Genomic DNA, 16,182 nt, shown 5'->3' with positions numbered 1-16,182 from the left:
TGTCTATACATTTAAAAGATTTTCAAGAATCGGCAATAAATCAATTAAGTCTTACTTTTTTGGATTTATGGAAAACGGGAAACTATAAAATCCCTCTTATTTTTAAAGCTCCAACTGGAGCAGGGAAAACCATAATGATGGCAGAATTTTTGAGATGTCTTGATGATAATTACCAATTTCATGAAGATAAGGCATATTTATGGATCTCTTTTGGTGGAGATGAGTCTTATACTCAATCAAAAAATAAACTCTATCATTACTACAATGAAGGTACTGATATGAATTTGAAAGATATAAATAATTTAAGCGAAGGAAAACTTTATAAAAACAATATTTTCTTTATCAACTGGGCAAAAATAAAAGGAACAGATAAAGAATCAAAAAAATTAAAAAAACCAAACGAACACACAGAAGGAGAATTTGGAGTTTTTGATGAATTTATTAAAAAAACAAAAAAAGAAAGAGATCTTGTTTTGATAATTGACGAAGCACATACGGAAACGAATACAACACTTGCAAATGAAGTTATTGAACTTATAGATCCAAGAATTATTTTAAAAATTACAGCAACCCCAAAAGACTTGCCAAATATTAGTGAAATAAATCAAAAGAAAGCAGGTTTTGTAGAAGTTTTGGAAGAAGATGTGATCAAAAGTGGGCTGATAAAAGAAAAAATCATTATCCAAACAGAAGAAGAGATTATAAAACTTGAAAATAAAGAACTGAGTGAAGATGAAATAATGCTTGAACTTGCTTTCAAAAAAAGATTAGAACTAAAAAAATATTATGACGATTTAGAACTTGGAATCAATCCTCTTGTTCTTATACAACTTCCAAGTGATGAAAAAGAAAAAGAAGATGTAGCAACAAACAAAAAAGATATGGTTTTGTCGTTTTTGAAACAAAAAGGAGTAAAAGAAAATGAAATTGCCATTTGGTTATCAAACGAAAAGAAAAATCTTGAGTTAATAGAAAAAAATAATAATGAAGTTAATTTCATGATTTTCAAAGTAGCTCCTGCGACTGGTTGGGATTGTCCGAGAGCTGATGTTTTGGTTATGTTTAGAGAAATTGGAAGTCCTTCGTTTCATACTCAAATAATAGGGAGAATAAAAAGAATGCCTGAAGGCCATCATTATGAAAAAGAAGAACTAAACAAAGCATATATTTACACAAATTATAATAAAAGTCATATTAAAGATATAAAAGAAGTAGAAAACGGAAACAAATCTCCGATTTATTATACAAAACTTAAAAAAGATGTTTTACAAATTAGACTTGAAACAATTTTTCATCACAGAACAGATTTTAATACTTTGACACCTCCTCCTTTATGGCAAAAATCTTTTAAAAAGACTTTAGATGAATATTTTGGAACCAAAGATAATTTAATTATAGACTTTTCTGAAAATATTACAGCAGTAAAGGGGAAAATAAATCTTTATCAAGAAAACGTAAATAATCAAATAATCGTTGATGCAGAAATTGAAAGTTTTGATAATTTTGTAAAAGAAATTAAAGATAAAGGTAAAAACTTAGATTATCATTTTTCACAATTAGATATTGAAAGACTTTATAACTTACTTTGTTTTGAAGAACTAAAAAAGCAGCAACTTGACGAAGCAAAATACAATCCATCAAGATCATGGGGGCAATTAAAACAGGCTTTAAATGTTTGGTTTAGTACAAGGTTTGGTTTAGATAGAAGTGTTTGGTATAAAATAATTGTAAATGAACTTTTAAATCCAAATAGCGAGTTAAAAAAAGCTATTCACAAAGCACTTATTGATTTTAGAACAACTTATAATATTGAAATAAAAGAAAAAGAAGAAAAAGATATTTTTGATACTCTAATTCCAGAGCAAGAAATGAGTTATACAGAAGATTTTGAAGAGTTAAAAGCATCAAAAAATGTTTATGAAAAATTTTATATTAAAAAAGTTTACAAAGGAAAAGATAATGAAACTAAATTTATTGAATTTTTAGAATCACAAGATATTGATTGGTGGCATAAGCAAGAAGATAGTGGAAGAAATGTTTTTGCTATTGAATACTACGACACACAAGAAAAGAAAAACCGGCTTTTTTATCCAGACTTTATTATAAAAAAAGAAAACAAAGTTTATTTGCTTGATACAAAATCAGGAAGTACTGCAATGTCACAAGAAACAGCAGACAAAAATAAAACACTTCAAGAATGGATTAAAGCGAAAAAAGCAAGTTATGATTTTGAAATTATGGGAGGAATTGCCGATTTTAAACATCCTAGTTGGAGAATAAACAAAAAAGAGAATTATGTTTATGAAAACGAGCGCGATTGGGAAAATTTAGAATTTTAGGTTTTTACTAATGAGCATTTTCATCAATTACAGGCGGAGACTTGAGAGGAATATTGTCTAAATAATTAGAAAAAACAGAATTGAACTGAAAGTGAAAAATTATAAAAGTTCCATATTCAAAAGTTTCGAATGAAATTACCAAAGAAGAATTTGAACAAAATATGACAATATATAATAATAATTCTGGACAAATCAAGTTTGGAGATTGAGTTCCAAACTGTAAAACTATTGTCATCTGATCTTTCTCAACCACTCTCCAGTATAGCTTTTTTCACATCTTTTCACATTATCTACACTTCCTGCAACTATTACTTGACCACCTTTATCACCACCTTCTGGTCCTAAGTCAATTATCCAGTCTGAAGTTTTCACTACATCCAAGTTATGCTCAATTACAATTACAGTATTTCCTTTTGCGACAAGCGAATGAAGTACAAGAAGCAAGTTCTCAACATCTGCAAAATGAAGTCCGGTTGTAGGTTCATCAAGTATATAAACAGTCTTTCCAGTTTGCCTTTTACTAAGTTCAGTTGCAAGTTTCACCCTTTGAGCTTCACCTCCAGAAAGTGTAGTTGCTGATTGACCGAGTCTGATATAACCAAGTCCAACTTTCTCAAGAGTTTTGAGTTTATTTTCTGCCCAAGGAATCTTTTCAAAAAATTTAACTGAATCTTCAACTGTCAACTCAAGAATTTGCGAAATATTTTTGCCTTTATAATCAATCTGCAAAGTATCTTCATTATATCTTTTACCATGACATGCTTCACATTCTACAAAAACATCAGGCAAAAATTGCATTTCAATTTTCAAAACTCCATCACCCTTGCATTTTTCACATCTACCACCTTTTGTATTGAAACTAAATCTACCTGGACCATAACCTCGGATTTTTGCTTCTTTAGTTTCTGCGAAAATATCTCGAATATAGTTGAAAACCCCAGTATAAGTTGCTGGATTTGATCTTGGAGTTCTACCAATTGGGCTTTGGTCTATAACTACAACTTTGTCTATATATTCGAATCCAGTTATTGCTTCGTGCTTACCAGGAATTTCTTTACTATCATAAATATCTTTCATCAAAGACTTAGCCAAAATATCATTAACTAAAGTTGACTTACCAGATCCAGAAACTCCAGTAACTGAGATAAATTTGCCAAGTGGAAATTCTACATCGATATTTTTCAAATTATTCTCACTTGCTCCGATTACTTTTATAGAATAATCCTTTTGCCTTTTCAAAACATCCGCTTTTTTGAGTGAAGCTAATTCCGGAGCTTTCTTTGCAACTTTTTTTGTCATGAATTGTCTTGTCCCAGCTTCATTTTCAAGATCAGTCAAATCTTTATCGAATGTCGCAACTTTAGCTAAGATATTATCTTTATTTATACTTTTTCTACCTGAAATATAGTCAGATGTTAGAGAATTTTCTACTTTGTCAAAATCATCCAGTTCTCCATTATAAATAATTTCTCCTCCATGTTCACCGGCTTTTGGTCCAACATCAACTATCCAATCTGCATGTTTGATAGTATCTTCATCATGTTCGACAACTACAACTGAATTTCCTATGTCTCGAAGATGAAGTAAAGTTTCGAGTAACCTTTCATTATCTTTTTGATGAAGTCCGATACTTGGTTCATCAAGTATGTACAAAACTCCAGTCAAACCTGAACCAATTTGTGAAGCAAGTCGGATTCTTTGAGCTTCACCACCAGAAAGCGTTCTAGCAGTTCTTGATAAAGTTAGGTAACTTAAGCCAACTGAATTTAGAAATCCAAGTCGGGCTTTGAGTTCTTTCAAAACTTCTTTGGCAATTGTTTTTTGTTGAGAGCTTAAATTTGCCATTAAACTCATTGTTTGAGATTGATGATTTGCTGGTATCTATAACCTGGAATCATTCTTCAATTTTAAACTTCTGCTCTTTATAACTAGTTGCAAAAATTAGAAAAGCCACAAAAATCACTCCAGCTCCAACTATAAGAGGAAGCTCGTTGCTAATATTTGCTATGTATGCTGCCAAAATTGGAGGAATTGCTTGAGCAAGACTTCCGATGCTTGCATTGATTCCCAAAACTTCGCCCTGCTCCTTTGGATCTGCTGAGTTTGAAACCAAACCTATCAAATTTGGAGTTACTATTCCGTTGAATATAGCAAAGACAGGAAGGACTAAGTAAAGATAATTTGAATTTCCTGCTAGGTTTGGAAATACTTTTGGATACAAAAGCAGTAGTAATCCAAGTGAAGTCAATGGTAATGCAAATTTGACAAGTTTGCTTGCTGGATACTTTTTGACAAGAGGCCTTACTATTGCACCTTGAGTTATAGCAATCCAAATTCCTATATATGCAAACAAATCTCCGATATTACTAAAAGTGAAATTGAAAGTTTGTATGAAGTAATAGTTCGAAAAGCTAGTGAAAAAGTTAAACCCAAAATTAAACAAAAAGCTAACTAGTAAAATCACTGTTAAACTCTTGATCGAAAATGCTTTCTTGACATTTCTAAATGCACTAAAAAAGCTAACTTTTACACTCTTGGACTTTTCTTTCAATGTTTCTGGAAATACAAAAAATACCGAAAGTATATTTATTAAACAAAGAACTGTTGCAAAAAGAAGTGGTGTGATGATTTTGTCTAAACCAAGGATTTGATAATCTGCCAGTCTTGCACCAATATATGGACCCAAGACAAAACCGAGTCCAAATGCCATGCCAATTATCCCAAAGTTTTTGGCTTTGGTTTCAGGGGTTGACACATCAGCTATTGCGCTTTGTGCAACAGATATATTTCCACCAGTGATACCATCAAGTGATCTTGCGATAAATAGTAACGGTAAATTTGCATTTACAATTCCTAGTATAAAAAGAGACCGTGCAAAAAGACTCCCAATCAAACTTATAGCTAAAAGTGGTTTTCTGCCATACTTATCTGACAATTCTCCGATTATAGGTGTTGCGATAAAAGCAGCTATTGGGTAGCTCGCAATCAAAAATCCATAAACAATATTCCTTTGACTAGGTTCGATAAGTGGAAAAAACTTGCCAAATGGTGATTGTATCAAGCTTGACAATATAGGAATTGCTATTGAAAAACCAATCAAGTCTATAAAGACTGTTAGAAAAATTGTAAATAATGGAGATTTTTTCATAATATTAAAAAAGGTTAATTAAATTTAAATAATTGTTTTTGATATTTTTTCAAAGTTGATAATTCTTCTATTTTAGATTTAATTTTAGCTATATCTTCTTGGGTTAGTGGTTTATTATCTTTCCAATTTTCAAAATCTTCTGTATAAATCACAAAAGGTTTTCCATAAGGCTGTTTGGTTGCAGATTTTGCTCTGCCATATAAATGTAGGTGAAATTTATGATTATAATTCCCGTTATCTTGATAATTTATTCTTCCTATTTCAATTCCTTTTTCAGTTAAAACTTTTGTCATTGCTTCACCAACTATACTTGATAACCAAATAAATTCAACTAATTGTGCTGGGGTTAAATCTTGTCTTGATTCTACTTCAATTTTTGGTGAAATAATTATATGGCCTCCATCAAGCCTATCATTATGCGGAACTTCGGGTGTAGTATAAGTTTTAACTATAAAATTTTCTGTTTCATAAATTACAGCCATAAATTTAATTATTTAAAATTTCTCTTATCTTCTTTTGTACTTCATCTAATTCTTGTTCTGAAAATTGTTTTATAGAATCATTGTCTTGATCCAAGAATGCTGGTACTAAATGCAAATGAAGGTGTGGAACTTCAAAACCATGAATTGTATAAATGATTCGATCAGAATTGGTAGCAAGTTTTATAGCTTTTGCAACTTTCTTTGCATATACAAACATGTCAGAAGTCAAACTATCTTCTAAATCTATGATTTGATCAACTTCAACTTTTGGAACTAGTAGACTATGTCCAAGGTTTACTTGATCTTTTGCAAGAAAGACTATGAAACTTTCGTTTTCATCTACAATTCTTGCTGGTATTTCTTTGTTGATGATTTTTATAAAAATTGTCATATAGTAAACTTAAATTTGAACTTAGGCAAATACTTCATTTTTTCACTTTGAAGATTTTCTCTGTTTTTTGGTTTTCATAAAATGTAGAAAGTATCAAAGCTCCAAAAATCATAGATGATCCGCCAATTATCAAAGGCAGTGTATTTGAAATAATTGAAGAATAAGCTGCCAAGACTGGCGGTATTGCTTGTGCAAGATTTTGGATCGAGGTATTTATACCCAAGACTTCTCCTTGTTCATCTTTTTCTCCTGCATTTGAAACAAGTGCTATGATATTTGGTGAAGTAAATCCATAAGATGCCGCAAAAAGGGGAACTAGTAAGTATATAAGTTTATCATGCTGTCCAACAGATGGTAGTATAGAAGGAATGATGGGAGTCATCAATCCAAATCCTGTAAGGATGAGTCCGAAAATCACTATAGTTCTGGTGCTAAACTTTTTTGACAGTGGCTTTACTAGCAGACCTTGACCCACAGCAACCCAAACTCCTATATAAACTAGAATATTTCCCATATCAAGAAGTGAGAATTGATACAGTCCAATCAAGTACACATTTATGAAACTTACAAAGAAATTGAAACCAAAAGTGAAAAGAAAGCTTGTTATCAATATAGTTTTTATTCCTTTAGCTCTAAACGCCTTTTTTATTGTCATAAGAGCACTCAATTTATTTATCTTCATATCACTCTGTATATATTGGTTTGTTTCACGAAACTTGAATACAATCAAGATCAAAGCTATGAAGCAAAGTACTATACCAAGCATCAAAGGTGTTGCGACTCCTACCATTCCACCAATTTGTATATCCGACAGCCTTGAACTTACAAAAGGTCCCAAAAGAAGACCCAACCCCATTATCATACCTACATAGCCAAAGTTTCTTGCTTTGTTTTCCTTTGATGAGATATCTGCAATTGCACTATTTGCAACTGTTATGTTACCTCCAGTTATACCATCGAGAACTCTCGATACAAAAAGTAATGGTAAATTCAGAGTAAGAATACCTAAAAGAAAAAATATCCTAGAAATAAATGAACCAGCTACACTAATAGCCAGAAGTCGTCGCCTTCCATATTTATCAGACAATTGCCCGATAACTGGAGAAGATAAAAACGAAGCAAGTGCGTAACTTGCTAGCAGAAAGCCGTAGAGTAAATTCCTATCAGCTGGATCAACTACATTGTAAAAAACTCCATAAGGTGACTGAATCATACTTGCAAGTATAGGTATAACTAGCGTAAATCCGAACACATCTAGAAAAACTACCAATAGTGTTATGAAAAAAACTATTTTGTTGTTTGTTGAAATACTTTTTTTATGTTTCTTCATTATATGAATTGTATATAAGCTAATTTACTTGTCTTGCAAAATTTCAAAATACCCTATAGTTACATTCGTTGAGAATAACTAGCTTGCTATTGTATCTATCCAGCTCAATGCCTCTGCAATATTCATATTACTGACTTCCCAAATATTTTTTTCTCCTACCTTGACTGATAAGGCAAATTTATTCAATCTCTTCCCTTCACATTCGTGACAATCTACATCACGAAAATATTCCTTAAGTTCATCTCTTATGTAGTCACTTTGAGTTTCTTTGAAACGACGAGAAATATTTGGTATCACACCCTCATACTTACCGTTGAAGCTATGCCCTGACTCCATTGTCACTTTATAAGTCATATCTCCAGTTCCATACAAAATCAAGTATAGCTTCTCTTTTGCCAATTTTCCCATCGGTGTTTTCAAATCAACTTTATGTTTCTTTGCTACTTGTTCAAGCATCGTTCGGTACCAACCTCCATTCATGTCCCAACTTCGACTCCACGGATAAATCGAACCTTCGGAAATAGTAAGTCTTGGATTATAAACCAAGTTTGGATCTATTTCCATTATGAAGCCAAGACCGTTGCAACTAGGACAAGCACCAACTGGAGAATTGAATGAAAACAAGTTTGGCTCAAGCTTTGGAAAAGCTGAACCATCTGACATAACCATTGATTCTGACATCACGATATCTTGATCTGTGTCAATAATGTTTACAGCTAGTTGTCCGTCCCCCTTTGAGAGTGCGAGTTCTACGGAATCAGTGATTCTTTTCCTTTGTTCACTTTTCAAAGTACCTAGAGCTTCACCGTCTTCTTTTTCAGCAGCAGTTCCTGTTGTATTTAGAACCAATCTATCTATAACTAAGTCAATATTGTGAGTTTTGTAGCGATCAAGCTTGATTTCTTCTTCGAGACTTTTCAGATTTCCATTTACTCGAACTCGTGTGAATCCTTGCGAAAGAAGTTTTTGAAAAAGCTCTTCATATGTTCCTTTTCTATTTTTGACAATCGGAGAGAGAATCATAATCTTCACCCCAGAAACATTCGATTTGCCTAATTCACTTGTATCAACTTTTGATCCTTTTTCTTGCACTTCCTGTGTGAAGCTAACAAGCGAGGGAATATTTATGATTCTTTCGACTATTTCTTGGACTGTTTGTGATTCCAATTTTGCTTCAGTAGTTGGATCATAGGCTGTCCCTACTCTTGCAAAGAGTAATCTCAGATAATCATAAATCTCAGTTATAGTTCCTACTGTCGATCTTGGATTGTGACTTGTTGATTTTTGATCTATCGAAATAGCTGGAGAAAGTCCTTCGATATAATCTACATCTGGCTTTTCCATCATACCTAGAAACTGTCTTGCATAAGAACTTAGTGATTCAACATATCTTCTTTGCCCTTCAGCATACAATGTATCAAAAGCCAAACTTGATTTACCAGAACCTGAAACGCCGGTAAATACTATCAGTTTATTTTTCGGGAATTCTAGAGAAACATTTTTTAGATTATGAACTCTGGCCCCTTTTATTTTGATTTTATCTAGCACGAGTGTGATTATATCAACAAACAAGGAATCTAACAACCTAGATATCTTATCTCAAAGTGAAATTCGTGTTTTTGCGAAAGCTTCTTTAGTAAATATAGCAAGAAAAAGTTATGTCTATATAATACCGCATATAATACTATGTAATATATGGTAATTAAGCGATTGTGAGGCTGTTTGAAAGTTTTGAAGACAGTCAAAAACAAAAATTATTTTGCTTTCAACATATCTTTCAAAGTTATCTTCTTTGTGTCGGTATCTACAGACTTTGCTTTGGATCTTTCTATTCTTGCTTTCAATTTCTCTTTTTTTGCTTTCAGTTCATCAGCATTTTTCGCACCTTCTTTTCTTCTAGTATACTTATCAGCAAGACCTTCAGTATCGATAATTTTTTGTGCTCCAGTCCAAAACGGATGATTTGAAGAGTGTATATCCAAATGAAGTTCTTCTTTGGTAGATCCTACAGTCCCGACCAATTGACCTCCTACAAAAACCTTTGCTTGTTTGAAATATTGTGGGTGAATGCCTTTTTTCATGAAGATGATTATAGCACAATTTGATACTAACTCAAGAAAAAATATAAGCCAGCGAATTACTTCGAGAGAAGTTTACAAAAAAGGATCATACCCTGTTTCTCTTATATTGAAAGGAGGTACACCTTTTAGTAAGTTTTTGAAGTCAAATAGATAAGCAGGATCATAGATGATGCTTTCAGCTGGGTACAAGAAATTTTGCACCAATATCAAATCTCTTCCAAAATGCGACTTACATTGTATACCACTTTGTCTCAGAGTTCCATCAGCATTGTATATAGGAGCTGATCTTTGGTTTGGACAAAGTCCCGATACTATCACTGAACCTTTGATCTTCAGTGAATCCCATATCACAGTCTCTCCATCTGCTACATTCGGATACATATCTGGATAATCTGCCACAAATTGAGTTTGACCGTTATAGTCAACTCCATTTATATTGTGACTTTCACCATCATCCGGCATAGTGATGAACTTGCCATCTACAAAGAAAGTTGCATCTATTGTATCGCTTGAGGGTTCTTGAGTCACTGTTTTGGAATCAAACATTGACCTACTCTTGCCACCATAGATTATCACATCACCTTTCACTACAAACATTATAGTATTGCCATTTCTCTTCTCTATATTTTCATCAATAGTCAAGTTACCATCAACAAGAAAAATGATTGGTTTTGTACTTGCATATATAGGTGAATTCCTTTCGTCATTATGGTTTCTCATTTGCAAGTTTCCATTTACTTCAACTACTATAGCTTTTGCATTCCCAATACAGTCACTATCTCTTAGTAAAGTGTTTGATTCATTATCAAGCCAAGTTTGATGTCCATTCCCATCAGTCCCGTGCAATAAGTAATCTTCTATGCTTTGATTAAATATCCAAACATTGTTGTAGTTTGGATTCGTTTTGAGGTACAGTGATTTGTTTGAATCATTACCACAATATATTTCGGATCTTTTGTCATACCTATTTACTGTTCCAAACAGATTTTTGAAGTAATCATACAATGATTCGTATCTACCTTTCGTGAATTTGTATACATCAAGAAGACTTTCACCATTTGATGCAAAAGTCATATCGTTTTTACTCACATTTTGACCTAGGTCTATATTTTCTGATCTTGCTATATATGTAGTAAGGTCAGTATTTTGAGATCCACCATACCGTTCGGCTATACTTTTTGGAATGGAAAAGTTTATCGATGGAAGTTCGTAAGGGTGATTTTCAAACTGATTGAATGCTCCTTTTAGAAATAAATTTCCTCCAATCGTATTCATCCATGGATTGCCAACTGACAAAGTAGATACTGAGTTATCACCTCCTCTCCAATTGCAAAACATATCGACTGCGCTCCAACTTTCTGCATAGAAATCCAAAACTCCACTCTCCCCATTGCCCCATCTGAAACTTATGGGACTCCTCATTGGTTGATCTGGTGGCCTTAAAGTATAGACTACAGACAGATTGTTGTCTCGATAGAACACAGGATTTGAAACACTGCCTCCACTATATATATACTTGAAATGATATCTCGAATCATTATCACCAGAAAAGTATCCTGGCCTTATGATGACATCGCTACCCAGAAGTGGATTATTTAGATCAATTCCACTTCCTGCAGAATAACTATAATAATTGAAACTCGTGATCAAATTTCTATTTGCACCAACACCAGGTAATCCTCCAGCAAAACCAAATCCTCCAAAATTGTACTCCGCCAGAAACTGATAATTTAGTGGAATCGTAGTATCAAAGTTTATTGGTCCAGCAAAACCTGTATGTTGAACTATACCTGATGTATCAACTGCCTTATAGTCATACTTAACTTGTCCTGATCCAAGTATAGTATTTGGATCACAACTTACCGGATCTGGATTTGTGAAACATCGTGTATTTGTGATTTTGAAATCAGATGTTCGCGAAAGTGCTGGTCGAATTGTATCTACTAGCTGTTTGATACTAACGGTTGCAGTATGCTCACCTTGATAGTCCATATTGTTTGAGCAAGCAGTTCCACCAGGACCAACACCACATTCCGAAACAAATGCACTTCCTCCATCACCAACAGTTATAGTTATAGTATCTTCTGATCTATCTATCGCATCATTTGGATAAGTCACAAAGACTGAGAATCGAATTTCAGTAGCAGAACCTCCAGGAAATCCAGGAGCCGTAGGATGTCCCAAAGTAGAAGTAAGTGATTGTATGTTCCATCTTGCATTATCAAGATCTTCCCTTCCCGATCTACATATAACTTCAAACTCAGCTGGATTGTTTGGGCCCATTGCTTCATTTCTACACATAGGAACTGAAGCATACGCGTCAGAATTTCCCGAATAACCTGTATTGCTACCTGCCCTCCTGATTTCACATGCAACTCCAGAATTCACACCTATCATACACTCATCATCTACATGACTTTGTAGTATGCCGTCAACCCCAACTAGTCCACAAGTATCACAAGTTCTGATTTCATTTCCAGGCACAAAACCAGTGCCAGCATCAGGTATACATATCCTATCCGTGGTAGGATTTTGCCCAAAACATGTGTTTCCGAGTACACAACTATAATCTGGCTCACAATACTGCAATGGTGCACACCTGCCTTGATATGAGTTTGGTGGACATCGATAAGTTGGACCTATCCATTGACAATCAGTCGCCGGGTGGATCTGCGCATTGCAAATCGCATTACTGTTTGGATCTATTCGTATCCAATGCCCAGGGACATCAACGATTGTACAAGCGATACAATCACTGCCACAGCCGGTAGGCAGAGATGTCGTCGTTCGGGTTGTCGTGCTTGTCCTTGTTCTTGTCGTTGTGCTGGTTCTCGAGTAGCTGGTTCTCGATGAAGTAGAAGTGATCGGGATGCAGGTGGTTCCGGTCGGATCAACCATCTGACCGGGTGGACAGACCATTGCACAGACTTGGCCTCCAGGTCTTTCACCGATAGGACAATACGAGATCAAAGCATCTACGCACTGTATCTGATTGCAATAAATCATTTTCGTGACGATCTCACCCGGAGCAGAACACCGTCCTGGAATAGCTGCATCCTGCTCAGTACAACATTCTCTCCATATTGGAGTATTTGGACGAGGTTTGGAACCATACTCACAATATTTATTGCAAGTCATTATGGCATCGCTACAGACAGGATTACTAGCCTCTATTTTCGTGGAAAAGAAGAAAAATATCGTGAAAAGAGCGAGTATGAAAACGAGAAGCTGGGTTTTGATCTGGCAGTGACTAATCAATTTATCTAAGGTACTTGAAATTGTTCTATCCTGAAATGTTCCTCACCATCAAAAAATTTTTGGTTCATATTTTTTACTATATCTTGCATGAGCTTTGCGTTATATTGAGCTGCCAAAAAATCCAACCAGATTTCAAGTATCTCTTTTTGTGGAAGTCTTTTGAGTTCTTCACTAATTCCAATCTCTACATACTCAAAGATCGCTTCTTCAGATATAGATCCAACTGCTTCTTGATTGGCCACTTCACTAACGGAAACTAAATAGGTTGCATTACTTGCTATTCCACCATTGATATTTGTAAATGGCGACATCCGTGGCAATTTTTTTTCACCGTTGAGGGCGTCGATAAACTCTAAAACATTATCAAGGCTACCCAGATAGATTGAAATGTAGTATTGCAAATCACTGAGCTTCACTCTGCCTGCAATTCTCACATCAGCGTTCTTGCCTGCATCAAGAACTTTCAACAACCCACGATTGAGAAAATAGACCATATCCTGCCTTTCTTTGTCAGAAAGTGGAGTACTTGCCTCAGTCAAAGCTTCGGCAAAAGTCCTGGTATCAGGAGTACCATCAGCCGGTCTCACTTCAATTTGAATGGAGATTGGTGAAACTTCCCTAAGCACCATCCTGCCCTCCTCATTTTCGACAGGAACCCTAATTCCCTCGTAGCTATTCGCTACTGCCACTACCGGTTCCAGACCAATTTTCCACAAAGCATCCCGGATAGCAGACCATATCTTCTCGATATCTACCGGTTCAACCTCCCGTGCTTCCACGACCAGTGGCATTGTCTCGGATAGCGCGACTGTGTCTGTGATCTCGGCGGTGGTGGTGATTGGTCCACCAGTACCAAACTCTCCTGCGATTTCAGTTGCTTGTTGCTCTGGAACTGTTTGAGTATATATACCTTTAGGACCTACTTGTGCAACATCTACTAGAGCTTGCTCATTGGTGATTGTCAATGTAGTAGTAATTTCTTGAGCATCACCACCCTCTTGAATGGGTGGCATTTCTTCTGTGATTGGAGCTACAACCTGCGTTTCGCTTCCTTGCTTTGTGCAACTAGCAACTGACAAACCTATAATAAGGCTGAGCCCTATGTTTGTAGCAAAGCGTTTTGGTTGACGAGAAGCCTCCATAGCTATACCTCGAAGCTGATATCCTGCCTCATCTATAGCTGATCCCATTGCTTGATAGGCACTTTTTGCTGAATTCGCGAGATGTCTAGCAAGTACCTTCATACCACATCTCACTGTTTCAAACATATGACTACCTTCTTGGGAAGCGAAAAAATCATATGTATTTTGGATCACCTCACCTCCTTGCATATATTATATATAATCCACCGACCTATTTCCCAAGTCAGTGCAAATTGATTTTAGATAAGAAATTATACCAAACTTCAAACCAATTGCAAAACATTTTTTCAAAGATCAGAAACCAAAAAATACGCTTCTATCCAAATAACTCTAGCAAAATTTGTGGAAATTTTGTATATTGACTGAGACTATATCTTCAATTGCAAATGAAGAGCTTTGCAGCAGACAAAAGAAATTGGGCAAAAAGAAAAGAAAATCAAAGCAAAACAAAAAACTACGCCAACAAAGTACTTCAAATCACAATCCGATCGAAACTACCACTACCCTAACTCCAGAAGTAAATATAGTGTTGACAAGCCCGACAGTAAGTACAAAACAAATTTCACAAAAACCTCCTCCCAACAAAAGCGAAAATCAAAAGACTTTTGCTATACTTCTGTCAATCTTGATACTTCTACTGTTGCAGTTTGTTTTTGTCATAAGTATATACTATCTTGCAAAGGAAAAGTACAATGAGCTAAACAGAGAAGATACAAAGTACGATGTTTCCCTCAGCTACTACAAAACCAAAGGATTTGACCTAACAGAAGTAGACAGAAAGATCGCCGAGAAAAGAACTGCAAAAGCTGGGTATTTTTTGAACTACATACTTGACCAAAGTTTTTTTGAAAAACTCAACAACGAACTAGCACTCAGTATAGAAAGTCAAAAAGCAAATTTGTTATCTCCAATTCAAAATCTGCAAAAGAAACTCGAAACCTCAAAGTCTGTTTTTGATGAGATACAAAGTCAAGAAAATTCTATCTTGAACTACCGAAACAAAAAAGATGAAGCTAGTGAGACCAGGACAAGAGACATTAGTCCCAACTTAGGTTCCGTAAGATTGGAAGCAAAGTACAGTGAGATATTGTCTTTGCTCAGTCAAAATGAGCTTCAACAAGCTACAGAAAGCACAAAGGCACTGAACGAAGAATTGACAAAAAGATATGAGTATCTTGAGGACATCGTGAATTTGATCAAAGTTGGAGGAGAAACTTACACAAAGTATGATGAACTAAGTTTTGATACATCTACTTACAAAGATGAATTTCTAGCCATCTATACAAACCTCGTATCAAATTTCAACGACGAAAACTATACAAGCTTAGAAGAAAGTTTTGATCAAGTAAATCAGCTTGTGGTAAGTCAAAAAACTCAGCTTCTTGAAAGTTTGAGGGAAGAAACTCAAAATTTAGTTAGAAAGTACAATTCACTTTTCGAAATTTGCACATTTTATGGATGTGATCTTGGGACCAAAGTTGACATTGACACTTCAGATGAATTTGTAAGTTACAGAGATGCAAAATCAAACTTCGAAAAAGCTAGAGAAAGTTTTGATAGCTATGTGCTAAGTAGAGGTGGCAAAGAAAACAGCAAAAGAATTATAACTGATGTAAGCAGTCAATATACTTATGTGATTGAGAACTATGAAATTATCCGCAGTTTTGCAAGTTCGACCGGAGAAGCCAAACATCCTACGAAATACGGAGAGTTCAGCGTTTTTGACAAAATACCAAATGCATGGGGTTATTATGAAATATGGATGCCTTACTGGCTCAGCATTTACTATGCAGGAGGATCAGTAAATGGTATACATGGGATACCTACAAGTCCTGAAGGAGCGAAGTACACTTCTTGGGCAGCATCAGTTGGTAGGTATCCTGTAACTTATGGATGTGTGATGCCAAGCGATGCAAATGCAAAATGGTTGTATAATTGGGCAGAAATTGGAACTAGTGTAAGTATTGTGAAATGATTTTTTTATGGTATAATATGGTGTAATTAGTTTAGA

General features: G+C 34.8%; 11 protein-coding genes. 2 read left to right on the top strand and 9 right to left on the bottom strand.

All coding sequences use genetic code 11. From position 1 onward, the window contains the following. Positions 1 to 5 precede the first annotated feature (5 nt). Positions 6 to 2,339 (top strand): DEAD/DEAH box helicase family protein, encoded by a 2,334-nt coding sequence (locus IPJ91_00600; GenBank protein QQR93885.1) that lies wholly within the window; start codon positions 6 to 8, stop codon positions 2,337 to 2,339. Between the two features lie 231 nt (positions 2,340 to 2,570). Here IPJ91_00600 and IPJ91_00595 read toward each other — a convergent pair whose 3' ends face one another. From IPJ91_00595 to IPJ91_00555, 9 genes are all read right to left on the bottom strand, one after another. Further along, on the bottom strand, positions 2,571 to 4,193 hold the full coding sequence (locus IPJ91_00595) for an ATP-binding cassette domain-containing protein (protein QQR93640.1): 1,623 nt from the start codon (positions 4,191 to 4,193) through the stop codon (positions 2,571 to 2,573). Between the two features lie 40 nt (positions 4,194 to 4,233). After that, positions 4,234 to 5,487, bottom strand: a complete 1,254-nt coding sequence (locus IPJ91_00590) for an MFS transporter (protein QQR93639.1) — start codon at positions 5,485 to 5,487, stop codon at positions 4,234 to 4,236. A 14-nt stretch (positions 5,488 to 5,501) separates the two neighbouring features. Continuing rightward, positions 5,502 to 5,969 (bottom strand): HIT domain-containing protein, encoded by a 468-nt coding sequence (locus tag IPJ91_00585; GenBank protein QQR93638.1) that lies wholly within the window; start codon positions 5,967 to 5,969, stop codon positions 5,502 to 5,504. 4 nt (positions 5,970 to 5,973) lie between these two features. Continuing rightward, positions 5,974 to 6,360 (bottom strand): HIT family protein, encoded by a 387-nt coding sequence (locus IPJ91_00580; protein QQR93637.1) that lies wholly within the window; start codon positions 6,358 to 6,360, stop codon positions 5,974 to 5,976. Between the two features lie 34 nt (positions 6,361 to 6,394). Further along, positions 6,395 to 7,690: an MFS transporter gene (locus IPJ91_00575; protein ID QQR93636.1), complete on the bottom strand. Its 1,296-nt coding sequence runs from the start codon at positions 7,688 to 7,690 to the stop codon at positions 6,395 to 6,397. Positions 7,691 to 7,768: 78 nt separating this feature from the next. Next, entirely contained in the window at positions 7,769 to 9,238 is a 1,470-nt protein-coding gene (locus IPJ91_00570; protein ID QQR93635.1) for a hypothetical protein, read from the bottom strand. A 206-nt stretch (positions 9,239 to 9,444) separates the two neighbouring features. After that, entirely contained in the window at positions 9,445 to 9,771 is a 327-nt protein-coding gene (rpmE, locus tag IPJ91_00565) for a 50S ribosomal protein L31 (protein QQR93634.1), read from the bottom strand. A 72-nt stretch (positions 9,772 to 9,843) separates the two neighbouring features. Then, complete coding sequence (locus IPJ91_00560; protein QQR93633.1) at positions 9,844 to 12,909, bottom strand: hypothetical protein; 3,066 nt, start codon at positions 12,907 to 12,909, stop codon at positions 9,844 to 9,846. A gap of 125 nt (positions 12,910 to 13,034) precedes the next feature. Next, positions 13,035 to 14,360: a hypothetical protein gene (locus IPJ91_00555; protein ID QQR93632.1), complete on the bottom strand. Its 1,326-nt coding sequence runs from the start codon at positions 14,358 to 14,360 to the stop codon at positions 13,035 to 13,037. 169 nt (positions 14,361 to 14,529) lie between these two features. Here IPJ91_00555 and IPJ91_00550 point away from each other — a divergent pair, with 169 nt between their 5' ends. Then, complete coding sequence (locus IPJ91_00550) at positions 14,530 to 16,146, top strand: L,D-transpeptidase family protein (protein ID QQR93631.1); 1,617 nt, start codon at positions 14,530 to 14,532, stop codon at positions 16,144 to 16,146. Positions 16,147 to 16,182: the final 36 nt, after the last annotated feature.

Source organism: bacterium, from assembly GCA_016699595.1.
GTDB lineage: Bacteria > Patescibacteriota > Dojkabacteria.
Note: the sequence above shows the minus strand (reverse complement) of the source record. Positions and strands in the feature narration are given on the sequence as shown.